20 protein-coding genes are annotated in these 23,933 nt (G+C 65.4%); 5 read left to right on the plus strand and 15 right to left on the minus strand.

What is annotated here, in order from left to right; translation table 11 throughout:
* Positions 1-4 precede the first annotated feature (4 nt).
* The 10 genes from pcaD to pcaR all read right to left on the minus strand — a co-directional run bounded on the left by pcaD (position 5) and on the right by pcaR (position 10,631).
* On the minus strand, positions 5-796 hold the full coding sequence (gene pcaD / locus CAG29_RS09960; RefSeq protein ID WP_085581698.1) for a 3-oxoadipate enol-lactonase: 792 nt from the start codon (positions 794-796) through the stop codon (positions 5-7).
* 11 nt (positions 797-807) lie between these two features.
* Positions 808-2,172: a 3-carboxy-cis,cis-muconate cycloisomerase gene (locus tag CAG29_RS09965; protein WP_085694346.1), complete on the minus strand. Its 1,365-nt coding sequence runs from the start codon at positions 2,170-2,172 to the stop codon at positions 808-810.
* A gap of 46 nt (positions 2,173-2,218) precedes the next feature.
* Complete coding sequence (locus CAG29_RS09970; protein WP_085581694.1) at positions 2,219-3,514, minus strand: MFS family transporter; 1,296 nt, start codon at positions 3,512-3,514, stop codon at positions 2,219-2,221.
* A 231-nt stretch (positions 3,515-3,745) separates the two neighbouring features.
* Positions 3,746-4,312: a protocatechuate 3,4-dioxygenase subunit alpha gene (gene pcaG / locus CAG29_RS09975; protein ID WP_085581692.1), complete on the minus strand. Its 567-nt coding sequence runs from the start codon at positions 4,310-4,312 to the stop codon at positions 3,746-3,748.
* Between the two features lies 1 nt (position 4,313).
* Positions 4,314-5,018, minus strand: coding sequence for a protocatechuate 3,4-dioxygenase subunit beta (gene pcaH / locus CAG29_RS09980; protein WP_085637301.1), 705 nt, complete (start codon positions 5,016-5,018; stop codon positions 4,314-4,316).
* Between the two features lie 37 nt (positions 5,019-5,055).
* The gene (gene pcaF, locus CAG29_RS09985) at positions 5,056-6,261 is read right to left on the minus strand and encodes a 3-oxoadipyl-CoA thiolase (RefSeq protein ID WP_170930273.1); all 1,206 of its coding nucleotides are present in this window, start codon (positions 6,259-6,261) and stop codon (positions 5,056-5,058) included.
* A complete protein-coding gene (locus CAG29_RS09990) occupies positions 6,258-7,037 on the minus strand; it encodes a CoA-transferase subunit beta (protein ID WP_085581685.1) in 780 nt (259 codons plus the stop codon). The genes pcaF and CAG29_RS09990 overlap by 4 nt, the downstream gene beginning before the upstream one ends.
* A complete protein-coding gene (locus tag CAG29_RS09995; protein ID WP_085694348.1) occupies positions 7,034-7,894 on the minus strand; it encodes a CoA transferase subunit A in 861 nt (286 codons plus the stop codon). Before CAG29_RS09995 ends, CAG29_RS09990 begins: the two co-directional genes overlap by 4 nt.
* 254 nt (positions 7,895-8,148) lie before the next feature.
* Positions 8,149-9,495, minus strand: coding sequence for an MFS transporter (locus CAG29_RS10000; protein ID WP_085581681.1), 1,347 nt, complete (start codon positions 9,493-9,495; stop codon positions 8,149-8,151).
* A gap of 293 nt (positions 9,496-9,788) precedes the next feature.
* Positions 9,789-10,631 (minus strand): pca regulon transcriptional regulator PcaR, encoded by an 843-nt coding sequence (pcaR, locus tag CAG29_RS10005; protein WP_085581679.1) that lies wholly within the window; start codon positions 10,629-10,631, stop codon positions 9,789-9,791.
* Positions 10,632-11,272: 641 nt separating this feature from the next.
* On the opposite strand from pcaR, the gene CAG29_RS10010 reads away from it, so the two are divergent.
* Both CAG29_RS10010 and CAG29_RS10015 read left to right on the plus strand, forming a co-directional pair.
* Positions 11,273-11,473: a hypothetical protein gene (locus CAG29_RS10010; protein WP_007986337.1), complete on the plus strand. Its 201-nt coding sequence runs from the start codon at positions 11,273-11,275 to the stop codon at positions 11,471-11,473.
* 375 nt (positions 11,474-11,848) lie between these two features.
* Positions 11,849-13,324 carry an inorganic phosphate transporter gene (locus tag CAG29_RS10015; protein ID WP_085581677.1) on the plus strand — a complete coding sequence of 492 codons (1,476 nt, stop codon included), beginning with the start codon at positions 11,849-11,851 and terminating at the stop codon, positions 13,322-13,324.
* 989 nt (positions 13,325-14,313) lie between these two features.
* Here CAG29_RS10015 and ccoM read toward each other — a convergent pair.
* The 3 genes from ccoM to CAG29_RS10020 form a co-directional block, all read right to left on the minus strand.
* Positions 14,314-14,430, minus strand: a complete 117-nt coding sequence (gene ccoM, locus CAG29_RS28900; protein ID WP_302471303.1) for a cytochrome c oxidase subunit CcoM — start codon at positions 14,428-14,430, stop codon at positions 14,314-14,316.
* A gap of 147 nt (positions 14,431-14,577) precedes the next feature.
* The gene (locus CAG29_RS28480; protein WP_008016476.1) at positions 14,578-14,739 is read right to left on the minus strand and encodes a hypothetical protein; all 162 of its coding nucleotides are present in this window, start codon (positions 14,737-14,739) and stop codon (positions 14,578-14,580) included.
* Between the two features lie 132 nt (positions 14,740-14,871).
* A complete protein-coding gene (locus CAG29_RS10020; protein ID WP_085581675.1) occupies positions 14,872-15,213 on the minus strand; it encodes an aspartate-semialdehyde dehydrogenase in 342 nt (113 codons plus the stop codon).
* 241 nt (positions 15,214-15,454) lie between these two features.
* Between CAG29_RS10020 and rapA the strand changes: the two genes are divergently transcribed.
* Positions 15,455-18,301: an RNA polymerase-associated protein RapA gene (gene rapA, locus CAG29_RS10025; RefSeq protein WP_085632172.1), complete on the plus strand. Its 2,847-nt coding sequence runs from the start codon at positions 15,455-15,457 to the stop codon at positions 18,299-18,301.
* A gap of 164 nt (positions 18,302-18,465) precedes the next feature.
* Here the strand turns inward: rapA and CAG29_RS10030 are convergent, their stop codons facing one another.
* A complete protein-coding gene (locus CAG29_RS10030; protein WP_085632170.1) occupies positions 18,466-19,812 on the minus strand; it encodes an MFS transporter in 1,347 nt (448 codons plus the stop codon).
* Between the two features lie 301 nt (positions 19,813-20,113).
* Between CAG29_RS10030 and CAG29_RS10035 the strand changes: the two genes are divergently transcribed.
* Positions 20,114-20,482 carry a YkgJ family cysteine cluster protein gene (locus CAG29_RS10035; protein WP_085581668.1) on the plus strand — a complete coding sequence of 123 codons (369 nt, stop codon included), beginning with the start codon at positions 20,114-20,116 and terminating at the stop codon, positions 20,480-20,482.
* Positions 20,483-20,686: 204 nt separating this feature from the next.
* Positions 20,687-22,969, plus strand: a complete 2,283-nt coding sequence (locus CAG29_RS10040) for a bifunctional diguanylate cyclase/phosphodiesterase (protein WP_085581666.1) — start codon at positions 20,687-20,689, stop codon at positions 22,967-22,969.
* On the opposite strand, the gene CAG29_RS10045 is transcribed toward CAG29_RS10040, so the two are convergent.
* Positions 22,860-23,756 (minus strand): NAD(P)-dependent oxidoreductase, encoded by an 897-nt coding sequence (locus CAG29_RS10045; RefSeq protein ID WP_170929958.1) that lies wholly within the window; start codon positions 23,754-23,756, stop codon positions 22,860-22,862. The two genes, CAG29_RS10040 and CAG29_RS10045, sit on opposite strands and share 110 nt — an antisense overlap.
* Positions 23,757-23,933: the final 177 nt, after the last annotated feature.

Here is a 23,933-nt window from a genome sequence, read left to right on the forward strand (position 1 = left end):
TTCCTCAATCGGCCTTCAGGAATGCCAGCACCCGGTCGCTGAACGCGTGGCCGGCCTGGACGTTGGAAAGATGCGCGGCATGGAACTCGGCGTACTCGGCGCCCTGCACACGCGCCTGGATGTAAAGCCCGCCGGACGGCGGCGTCACCGCGTCGTCGCTGCCGGCGATCACCAGCAGCGGCACCTTGATCTCGCCCAGCCGGTCACGGAAATCGGCATCGCGCACCGCCGCGCAGTTGGCCGCGTAGCCCTGGGGCGATGTGGCCGCGAGCATGTCGGTGATCTGCTTCGCGGCCGCCGGGTTGGCCGCCGAAAAGTCCGGGGTGAACCAACGGGCGATGGACGCATCGCGCAGGGCGACCATCGCCGCCGGGCCGTCGCGCAGCACGGTGTCGATGCGCGGATCCCACACCGACGGATCGCCGATCTTCGCCGCCGTGTTGCAGACGATCAGCTTGTTCAGCCGCTGGCCGGCGTTGATCCCCAGCCACTGGCCGATCAGCCCGCCCATCGACAGCCCGCAGAAATGTGCGCGCTCGATGTTCAACGCATCGAGCAGCGCCAGCACGTCGCGGCCCAACTGTTCGATGCTGTACGGGCCCGGGGTCACCAGCGAGCGGCCGTGGCCGCGGGTGTCGAAGCGCAGCACGCGAAAATGCCCGGTGAACGCCGGCATCTGCACGTCCCACATGTGCAGGTCGGTGCCCAGCGAGTTGGACAGCACCAGCACCGGCGCATCGACCGGGCCTTCAATCTGGTAATGCAGTTCGCCATCGGCGAGTGGTACGAAAGCCACAGCCCTCTCCTTCAGACAGACAACGCGTGATGTTCGGCCACCGCCCGCTCGACCCAGGCACGCGCCTGGCCGAGGTAATGGGCGGGGTCCAACAGGTGATCCAGTTCAGCGCCGCTCAACCGGGCGGTGATTTGCGGCTCGTCGCCGAGCACGGCGCGCAGGTGGCGCCGCTCGGCCACCGCCCGTTTGCAGCACTGTTCCAGCAGATGATGGGCGGCGTCGCGCCCGACCCGCTGCGACAGGACGATGCTCACCGCTTCGGCGAGCACCAGTCCTTGGGTCAACTCAAGATTGCGGCCCATGCGTTCGGCATCGACCTCCATGCCGTCCGTCAGCAGCCGCGCCTGTTGCAGCGCGCCGGACACCAGGCAGCAGATTTCCGGCAGGGTTTCCCATTCGGCGTGCCACAGCCCCAGGCTGCGCTCGTGCTCCTGGGGCATGGCGCTGAACAGCGTCGAGACCAGCCCCGGCACCCGCGTCGCGGCGCCGATCAGCACCGCCGCCCCCACCGGGTTGCGCTTATGCGGCATGGTCGAGGAACCGCCCTTGCCCGGCGCCGACGGCTCGAACACTTCGGCGGCCTCGGTCTGCATCAGCAGGCTGATGTCGCGGCCGAGCTTGCCGAGGCTGCCGGCGATCAGCCCGAGCACGGCGCCGAACTCGACGATGCGGTCGCGCTGGGTGTGCCAGGGCTGTTCGGGCAACGCCAGTTGCAGTTCTTCGGCCAGCGCCCGGGCGACCGGCAGCGCCTGCTCGCCCAGCGCCGCGAGGGTGCCGGAGGCGCCGCCGAACTGCAGCGCCAACAGGCGCGGCTTCAGCTCACGCAGGCGCTGACGGCTGCGGGTCACGGCGCCGAGGCATCCAGCGATCTTCATGCCCAGCGTGACCGGCGTGGCGTGCTGCAGCCAGGTGCGCCCGGCCAGCGGCGTCGCGGCGTGGCGCTGCGCTTGCGTGGCCAACGCATCGGCCAGTTGCGCCAGGTCGCCTTCGATCAACGCCAGGGCCTGGCGCAGTTGCAGCACCAGCCCCGAGTCCATCACGTCCTGGCTGGTGGCACCCAAGTGCACGTGGCGCTCGGCCTCGGCGTCCGTCGCGGCGATCCGCTTGCCCAGCGCCTTGACCAGCGGAATCGCCGAGTTGCCGGCGCTGGCGATCGCCTCGCCCAACGCCGCAAAGTCGTACAGGTCCGCACGGCACGCGGCTTCGATGGCCGGCACCGCGCTGGCCGGAATCACCCCCACCCGGGCCTGGGCCCTGCCCAACGCGGCTTCGACGTCGAGCATCGCCTGCACCCGGCCCCGGTCGCAGAACACCTCGCGCATGTCGCGGGCGGTGAAGTAGGCATCGAACAATTGATTGCCCGGTCGTTGCGTCATAAACAGTCCTTGCCGGCGCGGGCCACAGGGGCCCGCGCACAGGGTTTCAGAGATCGTGGTGCAGGTATGCCGCCTGTTTCGGCAGGCGCAGGCTGAACAGGAACGCCACCGCCATCATCACCGTGACGTACCAGTAGAACGAGTTTTCCAAGCCCGCCGACTTCAGGCTCAGGGCCACGTATTCGGCCGAACCGCCGAAGATCGCATTGGCCACCGCATACGCCAGGCCGACGCCGAGGGCGCGGACCTCCGGCGGGAACATTTCGGCCTTCACCAGGCCGCTGATCGAGGTGTAGAAACTGACGATGGCCAGCGCCACGGTGATCAGCACGAAGGCCAGGAACGGGCTGCTGACGCTTTTGAGGCTCAACAGGATCGGCACCGTGAACAGCGTGCCGAGGGCGCCGAACCAGAGCATCGAATTGCGTCGGCCGATCCTGTCCGCCAGCATGCCGAACAGCGGCTGCATGCACATATATAGGAAGAGCGCGCCGGTCATGATGTAACTGGCGGTCTTGGCGTGCATGCCGGCGGTGTTCACCAGGTACTTCTGCATGTACGTGGTGAAGGTGTAGAAGATCAGCGAGCCGCCGGCGGTGTAGCCGAGCACGGTGATGAACGCGGCCTTGTGGTCGCGAAACAACGCGCGAATGCTGCCGGCGTCTTTGTTTTCGCGGCCCTCCTTGCTGGTGGTCTCCTTCAGAGAACGGCGCAGGAACAGCGAGATCAGCGCCGCCGCCGCGCCGACCACGAACGGGATCCGCCAGCCGTAGGCGCGCAATTCATCTTCGCTGAGGAACTGCTGCAGGATCACCACCAGCAGCACCGCCAGCAGTTGCCCGCCGATCAGGGTCACGTACTGGAACGAGGCGAAGAACCCGCGCTGGCCCTTGAGCGCCACTTCGCTCATGTAGGTGGCGGTGGTGCCGTACTCGCCGCCCACCGACAGGCCTTGCAGCAGGCGGGCGAACAGCAGCAGCACCGGCGCCCAGACGCCGATGCTGTTGTAGGTGGGCAGGCAGGCGATGAGCAGCGAGCCGAAGCACATCATCAGCACCGAGATCATCATCGAGTTCTTGCGCCCGTGCTTGTCCGCCACGCGGCCGAAGATCCAGCCGCCGATGGGCCGCATCAGGAAGCCGGCGGCGAACACGCCGGCCGTGTTGACCAGTTGCACCGTCGGGTTGTCGGAGGGGAAGAACGCCGGGGCGAAATAGATCGCGCAGAACGCGTAGACATAGAAGTCGAACCATTCGACGAGGTTGCCGGACGATGCGCCGACAATGGCGAAGATACGCTTGCTGCGCTCTTCGCCCGTGTAAGGGGAGGTCAATGTTGTCATTGTTGTTTACTCTGAGGGGACAGGTGAAAGTCTAGACACACTTCGTAACAGCCCCGTTCCACACCTACATCCGTCACCGGGTTTCCTGATGGGAAATCTCGGTGACGGATCAGTCATGCCTTACCCATGTGGGAGCCAGCCTGCTGGCGATTGCGGTGAATCAGGCCCCAAACCGTTGAATGACACACCGCCATCGCCAACAGGCTGGCTCCTACAGAAGCTGCGGCGGATTCAGTAGTCGAAGAACACCGTCTCGGCCTCGGTGCCCTGCAGGACCACGTTCCACTGGTGAACGCCGCTCGCGTCCGGCCTGGCCAACAGCGTCGCGCGGCGTTCGGCCGGCACGCATTCGAGCAGCGGATCGTTCACGTTCGCCGGATCGCCCTCGAAGTAGATCCGGGTCAGCAGATGCTTGACCAGGCCACGGGCGAACACCAGCACCACCAGATGCGGCGCCTGGGTCGTGCCCTTGAGGCCCGGCACGGTGCCCGGCTTGATGGTGGTGAAGCGAAAGCGCCCCTCGGCGTCCACCGGCACCCGGCCGAAACCTTCGAAGTGCGGATCCAGCGGTTTGTCCTGCTCGTCCTCCGGGTGGGCGTACTTGCCGGCGGCGTTGGCCTGCCAGACTTCGAGCATGGCGTCATTGACGGTGTCGCCGTTGCCGTCGACGACTTGCCCGGTGATCGCCACGCGCTCGCCCAGGGCGAGTTCGTCGGCGAGTTGCTCACGGTTCAGCCAGGTCAGGCCGATGTGGTAGTACGGCCCGACGGTGTGGGACGTGGTCGCGGTCAGGGTCATCTCATTTCTCCATCGGCGTGGCTTCGCGGCCGCGCAGCACGATGTCCCAGCGGTAAGCGAGGGCGTAGGACGGAATGGTTTTTTCCAGATCGAAAGCGGCGATCAGGCGTTCCTTGGCGCTCGTGTCCGGCACGCAGTTGTAGATCGGGTCGTAGGCCAGCAGCGGGTCGCCGGGGAAATACATCTGGGTGACCAGGCGCGTGAGGATGCTCGGCCCGAACAGCGAGAAATGCACGTGCGCCGGGCGCCAGGCGTTGTGGTGGTTGCCCCACGGGTAGGCGCCGGGCTTGATGGTCTGGAATTCGTAGCGGCCGTCGGCGTCGGTCACGGTGCGGCCGGTGCCGGTGAAGTTCGGGTCCAGCGGCGCGTCGTGCAGGTCGCGGGCATGGTTGTAGCGGCCGGCGGCGTTGGCCTGCCAGATTTCCACCAGGATGCCCGGCACCGGCTGGCCGTCTTCGTCCAGCACACGGCCGTGAATGATGATCCGCTCGCCCAATGGCTCGCCGGCGTGCTGCGCGGTCAGGTCGTGATCGTTGTCGCCGACCCGCTCGGCACCGATGGTCGGGCCGGTGATCTCCGACAGCGAATGCGGCAGGAACACCAACGGTTTGGACGGCGCACGCAGGTTGGTGGATTGATAGGTCGGGTGCAGGTACGGCGGCTGGGTGCCTTCCTGCGGGCGGCGGTAGCCAGGCTTGTCAGTCATTTCGCTTTCCTCGGTTCTTGTTCGTCAGGGCGCAGGGTCAGACGCGTTCGATGGCCAGGGCCAGACCCTGGCCGACGCCGACGCACATGGTCGCCAGACCTTTGCGGCCGCCGCCCTTCTCCAGCTGATGCAGCGCCGTCAGCACCAGCCGGGCGCCGCTCATGCCCAGCGGATGGCCGAGGGCGATCGCGCCGCCGTTCGGGTTGACCTGCGGCGCATCGTCCGCCAGCCCCAGTTCGCGCAGCACCGCCAGGCCCTGGCTGGCGAACGCTTCGTTGAGTTCGATCACATCGAAATCGCTGACCGCCAGCCCCAGGCGTTCGGTGAGCTTGCGCACCGCCGGCACCGGGCCGATGCCCATCACCCGCGGCGCCACCCCGGCGCTGGCCATGCCCAGCACCTTGGCGCGGGCGGTCAGGCCGTGTTTCTTCACCGCCTCGGCCGAGGCCAGGATCAGGGCCGCCGCACCGTCGTTGACGCCCGAGGCGTTGCCGGCGGTGACGGTCTTGTCCGGGCCGTTGACCGGTTTCAGTTTGGCCAGGGCCTCAAGGGTGGTATCGGCGCGGGGATGCTCGTCCTCGCTGACCACGGTTTCGCCCTTCTTGTGGGCGATCCGCACTTCGACGATCTCTTCGGCGAAGTAACCGGCGGCCTGGGCCGCAGCGGTGCGCTGCTGGCTGCGCAGGGCGAAGGCGTCCTGGTCGGCGCGGGACACCTTATAGTCGTCGGCCACGTTGTCGGCGGTCTGCGGCATCGCGTCCACGCCGTACTGGGCCTTCATCAGCGGGTTGATGAAACGCCAGCCGATGGTGGTGTCCTCCAGTTTCAGGTTGCGCGAGAACGCCGCGTCGGCCTTGCCCATCACGAACGGCGCACGGGACATCGACTCGACGCCGCCGGCGATGGCCAGTTCCATCTCGCCGCTGGCGATGGCGCGGAACGCGGTGCCGATGGCGTCCATGCCCGAGGCGCAGAGACGGTTGAGGGTCACCCCCGGCACGCTGTCCGGCAGGCCCGCCAGCAGCAGCGCCATGCGCGCCACGTTGCGGTTGTCTTCGCCGGCCTGGTTGGCGCAGCCGAGGAACACCTCGTCCAGGGCCGTCCAGTCCACCGACGGGTTGCGTTCCATCAGGGCCTTGATCGGCACGGCGGCCAGGTCGTCGGCGCGCACGGCGGACAGGCCGCCGCCGAACCGGCCGATGGGGGTGCGGATCGCATCGCAGATATACACGTCGCGCATCAGGCTTCTCCCGGGGCTTGGCCGTGGGCCGCGGCGGTGCGGGCTTCCAGGTCGCGCAGGGCGGTCAGCTCGACGGCGGTCGGCTCGGCGGTGGTGGCCACCTGCTCGGCGAAACGGATCGGCCAGCCGGTGGCGGCGCTCACCTGCTCGCGGGTCACGCCCGGATGCAACGCCGTCACCACGAACTCGTGGGTGCCGGCCTCCGGTTCCATGATGCACAGGTCGGTGATGATGCCCACCGGCCCGGCGCCCGGCAGCCCCAGACGCTGGCGCGAATCGCCGCCTTCGCCGTGGCCGACCGAGGTGATGAAGTCGAGCTTGTCTACGAACGAACGCGCCGACTGTTTAAGGATGATCAGCACGCTCTTGGCGGAGCCGGCGATTTCCGGCGCACCGCCGGCCCCCGGCAAGCGCACTTTCGGCTGGTGGTAATCGCCCACCACCGTGGTGTTGATGTTGCCGAAGCGGTCGACCTGGGCCGCACCGAGGAAGCCCACATCAATGCGCCCGCCCTGCAGCCAGTAGCGGAATATCTCGCCGGTGGGCACCACCGTGTCGGCGGTTTCCGCCAGCTCGCCGTCGCCGATGGACAGCGGCAGCACGCTCGGCTTGGCGCCGATCGGGCCGGATTCGTAGATCAACACCACGTCCGGCGACGAGGTCAGGCGCGCCAGGTTGGCGGCTTTCGACGGCAGGCCGATGCCGACGAAGCACACCGAGCCGTTCTTCAGGCGACGGGCCGCAGCCACGGTCATCATTTCGTTAGTGGTGTAAGTCATTGCTGGGCCTCCGAAGCCGCGGCCAACTTGGCCTGGAACGCGCCGAAGTCAGCGCAGCCATGGATGTATTCGTCGATCCACGCGGTAAACGTCCTACGGTCGCGGGCAATGGGATCCCACGCCTGGTAGAAACGGTTGTCGCGCTCGGTGTAGCCGTGGGCGTAGGACGGGTGCGCGCCGCCCGGCACATGGCAGACCGCGCTCAGGGCCCAGGTCGGCAGGACGCAGGCGTTCATCGGTGCGTTGAGGTCATCGACGATTTCCTCGACGGTGACGATGCAGCGTTTGGCCGCCAGCGCCGCTTCCTTCTGCACCCCGAGGATCCCCCACAGCAGCACGTTGCCCTTTCTGTCGGCCTTCTGCGCGTGGATCACGGTCACGTCCGGGCGCACCGACGGCACCGCCGCCAGCACCTCACCGGTGAACGGGCAGGTCACGCTCTTGATCAGCGGGTTGACCTTCGGCAGGTCGGAACCGGCGTAGGCGCGCAGCACCGCGAATGGCAGGCCGGACGCGCCAGCCACGTAGGCGTTGGCCAGGTCGGCGTGGCTGTGCTCTTCGATCTCGATCGCGTGCGGCCATTGCTTCTCGACCGCGTCGCGCAGACGGTGCAGCGACCCCACGCCAGGGTTGCCGCCCCAGGAAAAGATCAGCTTGCGGGCGCAACCGGCACCGATCAGTTGGTCGTAGATCAGGTCAGGCGTCATCCGCACCAGGGTCAGGTCTTTCTTGCCCTGCCGGATGATTTCATGACCCGCCGCCGTAGGAATCAGGTGGGTGAAGCCTTCGAGCGCGACGGTGTCGCCATCGTTGACGAATTGCTTCACCGCGTCGTGCAGCGAAAGGATCTCGGCCATGGAGCTGGCTCCCGTTCTGTAGTGAATCGCCAGTGATAAAAAGGCGCGAGGTTCGGCGCCGGAGTCACTGAAGATTAAGCCCGTGAAAAACGCCAAACAATCCGATAATCGAGTGAGTGTTCGTTTATCGAACAGATTGTTATCTCACTAACGATCACTGCCAAAAGCATCGCGAGCAGGCTCGCTCCTACAGAGAAATGCGTTTTCCTGTAGGAGCGAGCCTGCTCGCGAAAGCCGGATCATTCAGTGCTGATTCAAGTCGCATCCGCGTGGCTGACCACGCCCTTGATCAGCACCGCCGTGGTGGCCAGCGCCGCCGGAATCACCAGCGCCGTCAGCACTTGCTCGAAGTTCCAGCCCAGCCCCAACAGGGTGGCACCCATCCACGCCCCGAGAATCGCGCCGAACCGGCCGATCCCCAGCATCCACGACACCCCGGTCGCCCGCCCCTGGGTCGGGTAGAACCGCGCCGCCAGCGACGGCATCGCCGATTGCGCGCCGTTCACGCACATGCCGGCCACCAGCACCAGGGTCGCCAGCAGCGTGATATGGCCCAGGCTCTGCCCCACCGCGTAGGCGAACACCCCGGCCAGCAGGTAGAACGTGCCGATGACCTTGTGCGGATTGAACCGATCCATCGCCCAGCCGACGGCCACCGCGCTCAGCACGCCGCCGAACTGGAACAGCGCGCCGATGAACGCGGCCTGCTCCATGCTCGCGCCGCTGTCGCGCATCAGGGTCGGCAGCCAGCTGGTCAGCAGGTACACGATCACCAGGCCCATGAAATAGGTCAGCCACAGCAGCAGCGTGCCGGTGCTGTAGGTGCCGGAGAAGATCACCGCGAACACGTTGCGCGCCTTGACGGTCTTCTGCTCCGGCACGCTGAAGGCCGACGCCTGGGCGACCTGGGCGGGGTCGATCGGCGCCAGGGCCTTGCGCACCTTGTCGGTACCGCGGTTGCGCACCACCAGATACCGCGCCGACTCCGGCAGCCAGGCCATCAGCACCAACGCGAGGATCAGCGGCAGGATCCCGCCGATCAGCAGCAGGCTGTGCCAGCCGAACGCCGGAATCAGCTTGGCCGAAATGAATCCGCCGCCGGCCATGCCGAGGTTGAAGCCGCAGAACATGCTGGTCACCAGCAGCGACTTCTTACGCTCCGGGGTGTATTCGGACAGCAGCGTGGTGGCGTTCGGCATGCCCGCGCCCAACCCTAGGCCGGTGAGGAAGCGCAGCACCAGCAACTGCTCGACGTTGGTGCTGTAGGCCGACGCCAGGCTGAAGGCGCCGAACAGCGCCACTGCCCCGACCAGCACGACCTTGCGCCCGAAACGGTCGGCCAAAGGGCCCGAACCCAAGGCACCGAACACCATGCCGATCAGCGCGGCGCTCATCACCGGACCCAGGCTGGCGCGGTCGATGCCCCAGTCCTGGGACAGGGCCGGGGCGATGAAGCCCATGGCTGCCGTATCGAGGCCATCGAGGAACACGATCAGGAAACACAGGATCACCACCCGCCACTGATAGCGCGAGATCGGTTGGGCATTGATGAAGGACTGCACGTCGAGGCAGTGCCCCACAGCGGACTGAGGCTGGTTCATTGTTTTTATTCCACGCAAAAAACGCAGTCGAACGGAGGCCGGCCGAAGAGCGGCACGGTCATGAGAATAGAAGGCTGGAGTCAGGGCGTTGCGTCAGGCCCGGCAACACGGGCGAGAACGGCGACAGTCGGGAAACGTGCGCATGGGAGGTTGCCTCTTGTCATTATTATCAGAGGCGTCAACGGCCGGCCGGAGAAGGCCTGTGCCGGATGACGCTGCCGCGACATTAATGATCCGGGGGAATGAGCGTCAATTCGATAAACGCAACTCTGTGCGTTTATCGAACAGCTTCCTCAGGCGAACAATTGCGCACTGAGGTCGCGGCTGGCGCTCAGCAGGCCGGGCAGAAAGCGCTGCTCAAGCTCGGTGCGGCTGACGCGCCCCGCGTGGGTGCTGACGTTGAGCGCGGCCACCACCTGGCCCGAGGCGTCGTACACCGGCACCGCGATCGAACGCAGGCCCTGCTCCAGTTCCTGGTCGACGATGCACCAGCCCTGGCGCCGCACTTCCTGCAGGCATTCGAGCAGGGTTTCGGGGGTGTGCAGCGTGCGGCTGGTCTTGGCCACCAGTTCCGCGTGGTCGAGGTATTCGCGCAGCGACGTGTCGTCCAGCGCCGCCAGCAGAATCCGGCCCATGGAGGTGCAGTACGCCGGCAGTCGCCCGCCCACCGATAGATCCACCGAAATCAGCCGCTGGGTGGTGGCCGACCGGGCGATGTAGAGGATGTCGTCGCCCTCCAGCGTGGCCATGTTGCAGGCCTCGTGCAGTTGCTCGCTCATGCGGTCGAGGTACGGCTGGGCCGAGACCGCCAGCGGCGTCGAGGACAGATAGGCGTGGCCGAGGGTCAACACCTTGGGCAGCAGCGAGTAGGTGCGGCCGTCGGTGGTGGCGTAACCGAGCTTGATCAACGTGTGCAGGCAACGGCGCACGGCGGCGCGGGGGATTTCCGTGCGGTGGCTGATCTGGGCGATGGTCAGATGGCGCTTGCGCTCCTGGAAGGCCTGCACCACCGCCAGGCCCCGGGCCAGCGAGGTCATGAAATCCGGATCGCCGGTCATGGCCTGGATGCGCTTGGCCGGCGAGGCGACGATCGGCGGTGCCACCGAGGTGAAGGAGTTGCGCATTTGATCGTTCATGTCCGGTTCTCAATATTTCGCGGGGCAACGGCCATACAAGCGGCCCGCCGGCCAATGCACAAGCGGGGGGTCGTCAATATTGGGCGATTATCGAACCGGCGACCGATAATCGCAATCGCTCTCCGCGCGCCCCCGGTTGGCCGCAACGGTCGCCTTGAACTTGGAGCACTCGTTGAGTGCGAACCTTAGTTGTCCGGCTTAATGACGCCAAAATCACACCGCCGGCCATCGCCGCGACAACTACCGATAAAAAATGTCAGTCACAAAACAATCATGCCCGCGCAACCGTTTTTAACTTGCCGAAGATAGTCAATCCCGAATCGGCCGCTATAATGCAACTCAGTGACGCCGCGCCTTTAGTTGCCGACGGCGTCGCCCGCCGACGCGATGTCCATCGCCGTCGGCCCCGGCCAGCGCCTGATGCCCGTTATCCATACACCGCCAGCGCGCTCGCTGAACCCGGAAACTGATGCTGCGTCAGTTTTAATCTGGTGCCGTAGCCGCCTGCAACATGGAAGTCCCGAGCGTTCTGCCGACAACACCGTCGCCTGTTCAGGCCGGTTGCCCTCGGCGGACTCGCTTGAGTGATTCGTTGCTGTGCGTTTCACCAGACATTCATCTCAACTCAAACAGGTAGCACTGTGACGAAAGACGAACTGCGCGCGGAACTTGAGCGCCAGGAACAACGTTACAAGGAAGTTTACGGCGGGGAAGTCACCACCTACGCCGCCCAGCCCGAACCGGAACGCAAACCCTGGCGCAAACGCGCCACCGTTCAGGATCAGGTCTTCCAGCAAGAACTGCAGAAAATGGAAAAGGAACTCAAAGCCGAAGAGCCATGAGCCTTTGGCATTGACTTGTCCAAGGGTTTGCGTCGACACCGGTTACAAGCGCGGTGCAACGACGATGCCTTGCGCGCCCGCTACCCGCGGGCAGCGGCCTAACCGTTCCGTCCTACAGCGGAAACGACGAGCCTGACCCGTTTCAGAGATATTTCACACAAGCGTTCGAGGCCTCCGCGCCTTGGCCCTGACGCTTGCCGATGAGCCATTTATTCAATTAAATCAAGCACTTGCAAAACCCTGCAAAACGCTCGGACTTTGCCGCCTGATACAAATTAATTCGTTGAAGAATGTTACCGATGAGCAGGTAGGGGATCGATTTCCGGTCTTTTCTGGCATAATCGCGCCCCCTTATGACCGGGCCAGAAAACCTTCATGATCGATTTATTCAGCGGACTGGATGCCTGGGTGCTTGTGAGCCTCTTGCTCGCCCTGACATTTGTCCTCGCCTTCGAGTTCATCAATGGATTTCATGACACCGCCAACGCGGTAGCCACTGTGATCTACACCAAAGCGATGCCGCCGCACCTGGCGGTGTTCTTCTCGGGGGTGTTCAACTTCCTCGGCGTGCTGCTGGGCGGGGTCGGCGTGGCGTATGCCATCGTCCACCTGCTGCCGGTGGAACTGCTGATCAACGTCAACACCGGCCACGGCCTGGCCATGGTGTTCTCGCTGCTCGCCGCCGCCATCGCCTGGAACCTGGGCACCTGGTACTTCGGTATCCCGGCCTCCAGCTCCCACACCCTGATCGGTTCGATCCTCGGCGTCGGCCTGGCCAATGCCCTGATCAACGACATTCCGCTGGCGGACGGGGTGAACTGGCAGAAGGCGATCGACATCGCCGCCTCGCTGGTGTTCTCGCCGATGGCCGGTTTCCTGGTCGCGGCCCTGGTGCTGATCGGCCTGAAATGGTGGCGCCCGCTGTCGAAGATGCACAAGACGCCGGAGCAGCGCCGCAAGATCGACGACAAGAAGCACCCGCCGTTCTGGAACCGCCTGGTGCTGGTGATCTCGGCCATGGCCGTGAGCTTCGTGCACGGCTCCAACGACGGCCAGAAAGGCATCGGCCTGATCATGCTGGTGCTGATCGGCATCGTCCCGGCGCAGTTCGTGCTCGACCTGAACAGCACCACCTACCAGATCGAGCGCACCCGCGACGCCACCCTGCACCTGAGCCAGTTCTACAAGCGCAACGCCGATTCCCTGGGCGAGTTCCTGGCCCTGGGCAAGAGCGTTGAAGGCGACCTGCCGGAGAAGTTCCGCTGCAACCCGCAGCAGACCGAACCGACCATCTCCGCCCTGCTCGACACCCTCAAGGGCGTGGCGGACTACCATTCGCTGTCGTCGGAAAGCCGCATCGAAGTGCGCCGCTACCTGCTCTGCCTGGACGACACCGCGAAGAAGGTCGCCAAGCTGCCAGGCCTGCCGGCCCGTGAAAAGGCCGACCTGGACAAACTGCGCAAAGACCTGACCACCACCACCGAATACGCCCCGTTCTGGGTGATCCTGGCGGTCGCCCTGGCCCTGGGCCTGGGCACCATGATCGGCTGGAAGCGTGTGGTGCTGACCATCGGCGAGAAGATCGGCAAGCAAGGCATGACCTACGCCCAAGGCATGTCCGCCCAGATCACCGCCGCGTGCATGATCGGCATGGCCAACATCTTCAGCCTGCCGGTGTCCACCACCCACGTGCTGTCCTCGGGCGTGGCCGGCACCATGGTCGCCAACAAGAGCGGCCTGCAGAGCGGCACCGTGCGCACCATCCTGCTGGCCTGGGTACTGACCCTGCCGGCCACCGTGGCACTGTCGGCCGGACTGTTCTGGCTGGCGTCCAAGGCGCTGGGCAGCTGATCGTCACAGGTGTTGAAGAAGGCGTGATCCGAGAGGGTCACGCCTTTTTTGTTGCCTGAGCGGGGGCGGTCAGGTGGAGGGGTGTTGGCTGGCAGGGCGTCATCGCCAGCAGGCTGGCTCCCACAAGGGATTGAGGTGGTCTGGGAGGGATTGGTCGGCTGGCAGGCCGCCGTCGCTGGCAAGTCGAGTCGTCGCACCGCAGCTCCCACAGGAATTGGGGTGGTCAGAGAGAGATTGGTTGGCTGCCAGGCCGCCATCGCCAGCAGGCTGGCTCCCACAGGGATTGAGGTGGTCTGGGAGGGATTGGTCGGCTGTCAGGCCGCCATCGCTGGCAAGCCAGCTCCCACAGGGAATTGTGTCGGCCAGTCAGAAACAGGTCGGCTGTCAGGCCGTCATCGCCAGCAGGCTGGCTCCCACAGTTGGATTGGGGGCAGTCAGGGAGAGATTGGTCGGCCATCAGGCCGCCATCGCTGGCAAGCCAGCTTCCACAGTTGGATCGGGTGCAATCAGGTAGAGGTTGGTCGACTGTCAGGCCGCCATCGCGCACGTATCAAAAGGCCGAGTGTCAGCTCGCCTAGCTTTTGATCTTGATCTGCCGGCCCCTTCGGAAGGCTGAGCGGAGGGGTTCATCCGGGGGTGGGCGCGCAGCGCCGTTTGGCGCAGCCAAACACATCGGAAGGAGGTGCAGCGAAGCAAACCGTAGCCGATGCCCCCGGATGAATCCCGGAGCGAAGGAACCCCGAGCCTCAGCGAGGGGCCGAACGCCGGGGCCAGCGTTTTTGGTTACTTTTTTGGCGTCTGAAAAAAGTGACCCGCCGTAAGGGCGGAACCCTAAGCCGCCGTTACCGCAGAAACGGATATGTACTCAACCAAACCGTAGCCTGGTCGGCCCAAAAGCCGCCAAGACCAACCCCCAAAAACCGCAGGCAAAAAAAAAGGGCAACCGAAGTTGCCCAAAATGCCTTGCGTGCTCATCAATCCAAAAGGACCTACGGTTTTTTGCGTTTATTCGCATCCTTCCAGATAAAAATTCCAAACCCTGCAAAAAACACAACCATGAGGCCAACGGTCAGGACGCCGGCAAACACCACGTTATCGAAAAACATGACACTGGCCTCCTGGCCCCTGCTCTGTTGCGATGGAGCTAAGTTAACCAATCGGACGGGGGGAGAAATTGACCGGGATCAATGCCGGTCGATGCGCGGGGGGAAGGAAGGGGAATAAATGACCTGCATCAACGGATGCAGGGGAGATCAGCGCTTTTTCGGTTTGTTTTTCGGCTTTTTCTTGGCTTTGCCCAACGGCATCGCCTGTTCGAAAGCCTGGCGCACTTCGTTCAGGCGCTTGTCGTTGAGGTCGTGAACCCGCTTGGCGCGTTCGGCGTTGAGGTCGATCAGCTTGTCGTCTTGGCTCATGGCGTTCGGTGCATGGGTGGAAGGATCGCAACTGCCGCGTCAACGACAGGACTGCGCCCATGATGCGGCCTGGCGTCGGCGCTGACCAGAGCCCGCAGCGCATGAACCTCGACAATTGATGTACCGCCCGGGTCAGATCTCGATGTCGACCCACAGCCCCTGGCGCGGCTGGTCTTCCATCAGCGGCACCACCGGCACGGTGTTGTCGGCGTTGAGTTCGGTGCCGGGCACGGCCAAGTGCTCCTCAGGATCCTCGTCGGCCTCGCGCCGGCGGCGGTCGCGCTCCTGCTGGCGGCGCTGCTCCTCGCGCAGCAGCAGGCCGTCCTCTTCCGGATCGCGCTTTTGCAGGTCGATGGTGCTTTCGTTGGAGCTTTCCTGCACCGGCACCACCGGAGGGATGTCCGGCCGCTGGCGGATCGGATCCTGCTGGGAAGTGATCGGCACGGCGCTCAGGGGGAGCATCGGTGGCAGCATATGAAGGGTCTCCTGTCAGCAGGCTATCGGCGGCACCCGGCACGCCTTGAGCCACCGGTCGAAAACTTGTGACCGGATCGGCATCGAACAGTGCCGCCGGCGTCCGCGAATCCGATGCATGACCTACGCTTCCCTCAGTTTGCCGCTGGCAGCTAAAAGCCGGGCACGGCTCCTAATCCTTTGGCCTCGGAGCCTCATTCCGTTAAGATAGCCCGCTTTTTCAAGGTGGGAGTCAGGCAGCATGGCGCAGCAGTATCAACCGGGGCAACGCTGGATCAGTGACAGCGAAGCAGAGCTTGGTTTAGGCACCGTTCTGGCACAGGACGGCCGCTTGTTGACCGTGCTTTACCCGGCCACTGGCGACACCCGCCAGTACGCGCTAAGGAATGCGCCCCTGACCCGCGTACGCTTTTCGCCGGGCGACACCATCACCCACTTCGAAGGCTGGAAGATGACCGTGCGCGAAGTCGAGGACGCCAACGGCCTGCTCGTCTACCACGGCCTCAACGGGCAGAACGAAGCGGTCACCCTGCCGGAGACCCAGCTGTCGAACTTCATCCAGTTCCGTCTGGCCAGCGACCGCCTGTTCGCCGGGCAGATCGACCCGCTGTCGTGGTTCTCCCTGCGCTACAACACCCTGGAACACACCAGCCGCCAGTTGCAGTCCACCCTTTGGGGCCTGGGCGGTTCCCGGGCGCAACCGATCGCCCACCAGCTGCACATCGCCCGTGAAGTCGCCGACCGCATCGCGCCGCGGGTACTGCTGGCGGACGAAGTGGGCCTGGGCAAGACCATCGAAGCCGGCCTGGTGATCCACCGTCAGTTGCTGTCGGGCCGCGCCAACCGCGTGCTGATCCTGGTGCCGGAGAACCTCCAGCACCAATGGCTGGTGGAGATGCGCCGCCGCTTCAACCTGCAGGTCGCGCTGTTCGATGAAGAGCGCTTCATCGAGAGCGATGCCGCCAACCCGTTCGAAGACACCCAACTGGCGCTGGTTGCGCTGGAATGGCTGGTCGACGACGAAAAGGCCCAGGACGCCCTGTTCGCCGCCGGCTGGGACCTGATGGTGGTCGACGAAGCGCACCACCTGGTCTGGCACGAAGAGAAGGCCAGCCCGGAGTACGCGCTGGTCGAGCAACTGGCCGAAGTGATTCCCGGCGTGCTGCTGCTCACCGCCACCCCGGAGCAACTGGGCCAGGACAGCCACTTCGCCCGCCTGCGCCTGCTGGACCCGAACCGTTTCCACGACCTGGCCGCCTTCCGCGCCGAGAGCGACAACTATCGCCCGGTGGCCGAAGCCGTGCAGGAACTGCTCGACAAGGGCCGCCTCTCGCCCGCCGCGCACAAGACCATCCATGACTTCCTCGGCGCCGAGGGCGAAGCGCTGCTCGCCGCCGTCAACGACGGCGACAGCGAAGCCAGCGCCCGCCTGGTGCGCGAGCTGCTCGACCGCCACGGCACCGGCCGCGTGCTGTTTCGCAACACCCGCGCCGCCGTGCAGGGGTTCCCGGAGCGCAAGCTGCATCCGTACCCGCTGCCGTGCCCGGACCAATACCTCGAACTGCCGTTGGGCGAACACGCCGAGCTGTACCCGGAAGTCAGCTTCCAGGCCCAGCCGGACGCCGGCGAAGAGGAACGCTGGTGGAAATTCGACCCGCGCGTCGAGTGGCTGATCGACCAGCTGAAGATGCTCAAGCGCACCAAGGTGCTGGTGATCTGCGCCCACGCCGAAACCGCGATGGACCTGGAAGACGCCCTGCGCGTGCGTTCCGGCATCCCGGCCACGGTGTTCCATGAAGGCATGAGCATCCTGGAGCGTGACCGCGCCGCCGCCTACTTCGCCGACGAAGAGTTCGGCGCCCAGGTGCTGATCTGCTCCGAGATCGGCAGCGAAGGCCGCAACTTCCAGTTCTCCCACCACCTGGTGCTGTTCGACCTGCCGTCGCACCCGGACCTGCTGGAACAGCGCATCGGCCGTCTGGACCGGATCGGCCAGAAGCACGTCATCGAGCTGCACGTGCCGTACCTGGAGACCAGCCCGCAGGAACGCCTGTTCCAGTGGTATCACGAGGCGCTGAACGCGTTCCTCAACACCTGCCCGACCGGCAACGCCCTGCAGCATCAGTTCGGCCCGCGCCTGCTGCCGCTGCTGGAAGAGGCCGACGACGGCCAGTGGCAAGCCCTGATCGACGAGGCGCGCACCGAGCGCCAGCGCCTGGAAGCCGAACTGCACACCGGCCGCGACCGTCTGCTGGAGCTCAACTCCGGCGGCGCCGGCGAAGGCGAGGCGCTGGTCGAGGCGATCCTGGAGCAGGACGACCAGTTCACCCTGCCGATCTACATGGAAACCCTGTTCGACGCCTTCGGCATCGACAGCGAAGACCATTCGGAAAACGCCCTGATCCTCAAGCCGAGCGAGAAGATGCTCGACGCCAGCTTCCCGCTGGGCGACGACGAGGGCGTGACCATCACCTACGACCGCAACCAGGCGCTGTCGCGCGAAGACATGCAGTTCATCACCTGGGAACACCCGATGGTGCAGGGCGGCATGGATCTGGTGCTGTCCGGCTCGATGGGCAACACCGCCGTGGCGCTGATCAAGAACAAGGCGCTCAAGCCCGGCACCGTGCTGCTGGAACTGCTCTACGTCAGCGAAGTGGTCGCCCCGCGCGCCCTGCAACTGGGCCGTTACCTGCCGCCGGCCGCCCTGCGCTGCCTGCTGGACACCAACGGCAACGACCTGGCGGCGCGGGTGTCGTTCAACACCCTCAACGACCAGCTGGAAAGCGTGCCCCGCGCCAGCGCCAACAAGTTCATCCAGGCCCAGCGCGACCAGCTGACGCCACGGATCAACGCCGGTGAAGACAAGATCGCCCCGCGCCACGCCGAGCGCGTGGCCGAGGCCCGCCGTCGCCTGGCGGCGGACACCGACGAAGAACTGGCGCGCCTGACCGCGTTGCAGGCGGTCAACCCGAGCGTGCGCGACAGCGAACTGGTCGCCCTGCGCAAGCAGCGCGAGGAAGGCCTGGCGATGCTGGACAAGGCCGCCCTGCGCCTGGAAGCGATCCGGGTGCTGGTGGCGGGCTGATCCACCCTGCCCTCCGGCAAAAAACGAAAAGGCCCGCAGCGATGCGGGCCTTTTTGTTTGCCTGTCGGATTTTCAGGCGCTGCGGACGGCCGCATCGCCAGCAGGCTGGCTCCCACAGCCTGAACGGCGTTCCAATGGGAGAGCCCGCCTGCCGGCGAAAGCGATCACGCCGTCGCCGCCTCAGCCTGCGGCACCACCGCCGCCAGCCCCGTCTTCATCCGCTGGGCGTCGCGCACAAAGCACCGCGCCGCCAGGAACAGGAACACCATCGTCAGGAACAACGCCACCGGGATCAGGTACATCGCGTCATGCAGGCCGACGGCCTTGAACGCTTCGCTCATTTCCCCCGCGCCCGCCGCCAGCATCGCCGACTGCGCAAAATGATCCGACAAGGCTCCCACCACCACCGGCCCAAGGCCCCCGCCCAACAGGTACAGTCCGGCGAAGAACAGCGCCATCGCCGTGGCCCGCAGGCGTGGTTCGATCACGTCCTGGATCGCTGTGTAGACGCAGGTGTAGAAGTTGTAGGCAAACAGCCAGCCGACACTGAACACCGCCACGAACACGCCGATCTCGATGCGCCCGGCATGCAGCGCCCAAGCCGTGCACAGGGTGGAAACGATCAGGCTGAACCCGGCGAACAGCAACCGACCGTTGGCCACCCGCTGGTGGATCTTGTCGGCGACCCAGCCGCCGAGGGTCAGGCCGATGAGCCCGGTGACGCCGACGATCAGCCCGGTGGCGACCGCCGCCTCCTGCAGCGGCATCAGGAAATAGCGCTGCAGCATCGGCACCAGAAACGAGTTGCAGGCGTAGGTGGCGAAGTTGAAGCACAGCCCGGCCATCACCAGCCACAGGAAGGTCGGCACCGCCAGCACCCGGCGGATCGGCCTGTCGACGGGCGCCTGCGACACCTGCACGGTCTCCGCCGCGCCGCGCTTGGGTTCCTTGATGAAGAACATGAACACCGCCAGCACCAGCCCCGGCACCGCCGCGATGAAGAACGGCGCGCGCCAGCTGTCGAAGGCCTTGACCATCGCGCCGATGGTGAAGAACGCCAGCAGCAGCCCCAGCGGCAGGCCCAGCATGAAAATGCCCATGGCCCGCGCCCGGCGGTGGGCAGGGAACAGATCGCCGATCAGCGAGTTGGCGGCCGGCGCATAGCTGGCCTCGCCGATGCCGATGCCCATGCGCACCAGCAGGAAACTCCAGAAGCTGCCGACCATGCCGTTGACCGCCGTCAACGCGCTCCAGGCCGCCAGGCCCCAGCCCATCAGTTTGCTGCGCGAGCCGGTGTCGGCCATGCGCCCCAGCGGCAGGCCGGCGATGGCGTAAACGATGGTGAAGGCGGTGCCGACGATCCCCAGCTGAAAATCGCTGAGGTGCCATTCCATGCGGATCGGTTCGATGATGATCGCCGGAATGGTGCGGTCGAAGAAGTTGAACAGATTGGCCAGGAACAGCAGGAACAGAATGCGCCAGGCATTCGCCGCTTGGGTCGAGTGCTGCATGGGTCCGCCTCTTTTATTGTTATGTGGGCTGCACGGCCGACGCGTTCGAGCCCGGAACCTGCAATCTAGTCAGCCGTTCGGCGGATGTCTGTGATCATTCGCCGGCCTGATACCGGGCCATGGCGATGTTACGAAACGTAAGCCCTTGAATTGCCTGGAATCCCCCGGAAACCGGGGCTTTTGCGGCAAAATCCGGCAACGAAAAAATACTTTTGCGCCCCCCTTCCCAAGTCTGCGGCGAAGCCTAGAATAGCCGCCGGATCCGTCCGGATCCTTCCCATCCCTCCTTTGATGCCTGACCATGTCCGAAGCCAGTCCGTGTCTGAATTGCGGTGCCTGCTGTTCCCATTTCCGCGTGTCCTTTTTCTGGGGCGAGTGCGCCTCGGCCGGCGGAACGGTGCCTGACGAGCTGGTGACGCAGATCAGCCCCAGCCGGGTGGCGATGAACGGCACGGACTGCAAGTCGCCCCGCTGCACCGCGCTGGTCGGCGAGGTGGGCAGCACGGTGCACTGTTCGATCTACGAGCAGCGCTCCAGCCCTTGCCGGGAGTTCGAGTCGTCCTGGGAAAACGGCGAACAGAACACCGACTGCGACAAGGCCCGCGCCCGCTTCGGCCTGCCGCCGCTGGAGCCGCACTGGGCGCAGACGCCTTACGAACAGAGCGCCTGAGCCTCAGTCCCGCTCGCTATCGCTCCGTTGGCTATTGTTCCGTTGGCTATAGTCCCGTTCGCTATGACGCTAATGCCGAAATCATTAGCGCCAATGTGCCACTACCGCATTCGCCCCACATTCGGCCTCTATACTCCAGTCGTTCGTCTGCGTTCATGACGCGGCCGGAACGCACTCGGGACGCACTCAGAGACGGGGCATGCTATGGAGTGGCTTGGTTTACAGTTCGTTGCCGAGTTGCCGCAGAGCGGGCAGGTCATCCTCAATTGCACACATGACGCCTTGCTGGTGCTGGTGGCCTACCTCGTCGCCTGCGCGGCGAGCTTCGCCACCCTCGACATGGCCGAACGCGTCGGGCACGCCGAAGATCCGGCCTCGCAGCGCTTCTGGCGCTGGATCGGCGCCCTGTGCCTGGCCGGCGGCATCTGGGCCATGCACTTCATCGGCATGCTGGCGTTCCAGGCGCCGATCGACATCCAGTACGACCTGCCCGTCACGCTGTTTTCCCTGCTGATCGCGCTCTTCGCCTCGTGGCTGGCGATGCACACCCTGAGCGAGGCGCAACCGAGCCTGCTGCAATACCTCAAGACCGCCGTCGTCATCGGCCTGGGCATCGCCGGCATGCATTACGTCGGCATGGCGGCCATGCGCTCCGCCGCCACGGCCTGGTACGACCCTACCCTGTTCACGGTATCGATCCTGATCGCCATCGGCGCCAGCTTCGCCGCATTGTGGGTGGCCGGCCGCCTGCGCGACGGCGCCGGCCTGTACCTGCAACTGCTCAAGTACGCGGCGGCGCTGATCCTCGGCGCCGGCATCCTGAGCATGCACTTCACCGGCATGGCCGCCCTGCAACTGGTGCTGCCGGAGAACAGCCTGCCGGCGTTGCCGCCGCAGTCCGGGCACATGCAACTGGGTCTCACGGTGGCGCTGATCACCCTGCTGATCCTCGGCAGCGCCATCAGCGCGGCGCTGGCCGACAAGAAACTGCAGCACAAGGAAAACGACCTGCGCCGGGTCAACACCCTGCTCACCCAGCTGGACCAGGCGCGCATGTCATTGCAGCAGGTGGCCAACTACGACGCGTTGACCAACCTGATCAACCGCCGCGGCTTCAATCAGATCTTCGCCGAAAAGCTCAGCCAGAAGACCAAGGAAGGCGGAATGCTGGCGGTGATGTTCCTCGACATCGACCATTTCAAGCGCATCAACGACAGCCTCGGCCACGACGCCGGCGACGAGCTGCTCAAGGTCATCGCCCGGCACATAAAAGGATCGGTGCGCAGCCATGAGGACGTGGTCGCCCGCTTCGGCGGCGACGAATTCTGCATCCTCATCGGCCTGCGCGACCGTGAGGAGGCGCGCAACCTGGCCCAGCGCATCATGCACAAGATGAAGGAGCCGATCGAACTGGCCGGGCGGCGGATGGTGATGACCACCAGCATCGGCATCAGCCTGTTCCCGGAGGACGGCACCACCTGCGAAGAGCTGCTCAAGCACGCGGACCTGGCGCTGTACCAATCCAAGGGCGCCGGGCGCAATGGTCTGCACTTCTTCAACGCCAACCTGAAGAACCGCGCCACCCTGGAACTGCAGCTGGAAGAGGAACTGCGCCTGGCCCTGCGCGAGGAGAACGGCCTGACCCTGCATTACCAGCCGATCCTCGAGCTGCGCAGCGGCCGGGTCACCAAGCTTGAGGCGCTGGTGCGCTGGCAGCATCCGGTGCACGGCCTGCTGACCCCGGACCGGTTCATCGCCATCGCCGAGACCAACGGCCTGATCGCCGAGCTGGACAACTGGGTGCTGCGCAAGGCCTGCGAAGACCTGGGCGAGCTGTCCCGCCACGGCTGCGACGAACTGAAGATCGCGTGGAACTGCTCGCCGCTGAACCTGGCGCGGGAAGAGCTGGCCGACGAGATCGAAACCGCCCTGCGCACCGCCGGGGTCTCACCCGAACGGCTGGAGCTGGAGGTCACCGAAAACGCCTTGATGGGCAACATCGCCAACACCCTGGTGCTGCTGCGCCAGATCCGCGCCCTCGGCGTGTCGCTGTCGATCGACGACTTCGGCACGGGCTACTCGTCGCTGGCCTACCTCAAGCGCCTGCCGCTGAACACTCTGAAGGTCGACCGCTCGTTCATCCTCGACATCCCCAAGGCCACCGCCGACATGGAGATCGTCCAGGCGATCATCGTCATGGCCCACACCCTTCACTTGCAGGTGGTCACCGAAGGCGTGGAAAGCCTGGAGCAATACGAATTCCTGGAGCGCTCGGGCTGCGATTTCATCCAGGGCTACCTGCTCAGCCGCCCGGTGCCGCTGAGTGAACTGCGGCCGGTGCTGGAGGAAATCGACCAGCGCAAGCACGCCCACACGGTCAATCCGCTGAGTCGGGCCCACGGTACATCTGCACCAGTGTCGCTGGATCCTGCTGCAAAAAGCCCTGGCTCCCATGCAGGCGCATCAGTTGTGCGGCCAATCCGCTGAGCGGCGTGGCCGAACCGGTCTCCCGGGAAAACTTCACTGCCGTGTCCAGATCTTTGAGCAGCGTGCGCACGTGCCACTTCACCGGCTCGAAGCGGCTGGCGGCCATCTGCGGGGCGAGGATCTGCAACGGCTTGGAATCGGCGAACCCGCCGGCCAGGGCTTCGGCGATCAGGCCCGCATCCACCCCGGCACTTTCGGCCAGCGCCACCACTTCGGCGATCACCAGGGCATTGCAGGCCACGATCATCTGGTTGCAGGCCTTGGTCACCTGGCCTGCGCCGACGCCGCCCATATGGGTCACGCGCTGGCCCAGGCTCATCAGCGCCGGGCGCACCCGCTCAAGGTCCGCCGCCTCGCCGCCGACCATGATCGCCAGGCTGCCGGCCTCGGCGCCGGCCACCCCGCCGGACACCGGCGAATCGAGCCAGCCCATGCCGGTGCGGCCACGGAGCTCGGCGGCCATCTCGCGGGTGGCGGTGGGCTCCAGGCTGGAGAAGTCCACCAGCAACTGACCGCCCTTCGCGCCTTCGGCGATGCCCGCCGGGCCGAACACCACCTCGCGCACCACCGCCGTGTCGGCCAGGCACAGCATCACCACATCGGCCTGAGCGCACAGTTCGGCGGGGGTCGCCACCTGCCGGGCGCCGGCTTCCACCAGCGGCGCGCATTTGGCCGGGTTGCGGTTCCACACCGTCAGCGGATAGCCCGCGGCCAGCAGCCGCCGGCACATCGGCAGGCCCATCAGGCCGATCCCGGCGAACCCCAACGAAGGTAGCGTTGACATCATTTAGCCTCCTTTTTATTAAAGATCGCCGAATCATGGCCGATCCATCATCAATCAGGAAAGGATTCCCCCGGACGACACCCAGGCCAACGGCCCGGAATCCGGGCCAAACACGCGCAGCAAACAGACGCGAGATTCCATTCCGTGAGGTTCGGCGACAGCGGTCGCCGGGCCAACCAG

It is taken from the genome of Pseudomonas sp. B7(2017) (assembly GCF_002112745.1).
Classification (GTDB): Bacteria; Pseudomonadota; Gammaproteobacteria; order Pseudomonadales; family Pseudomonadaceae; genus Aquipseudomonas; species Aquipseudomonas ekonensis.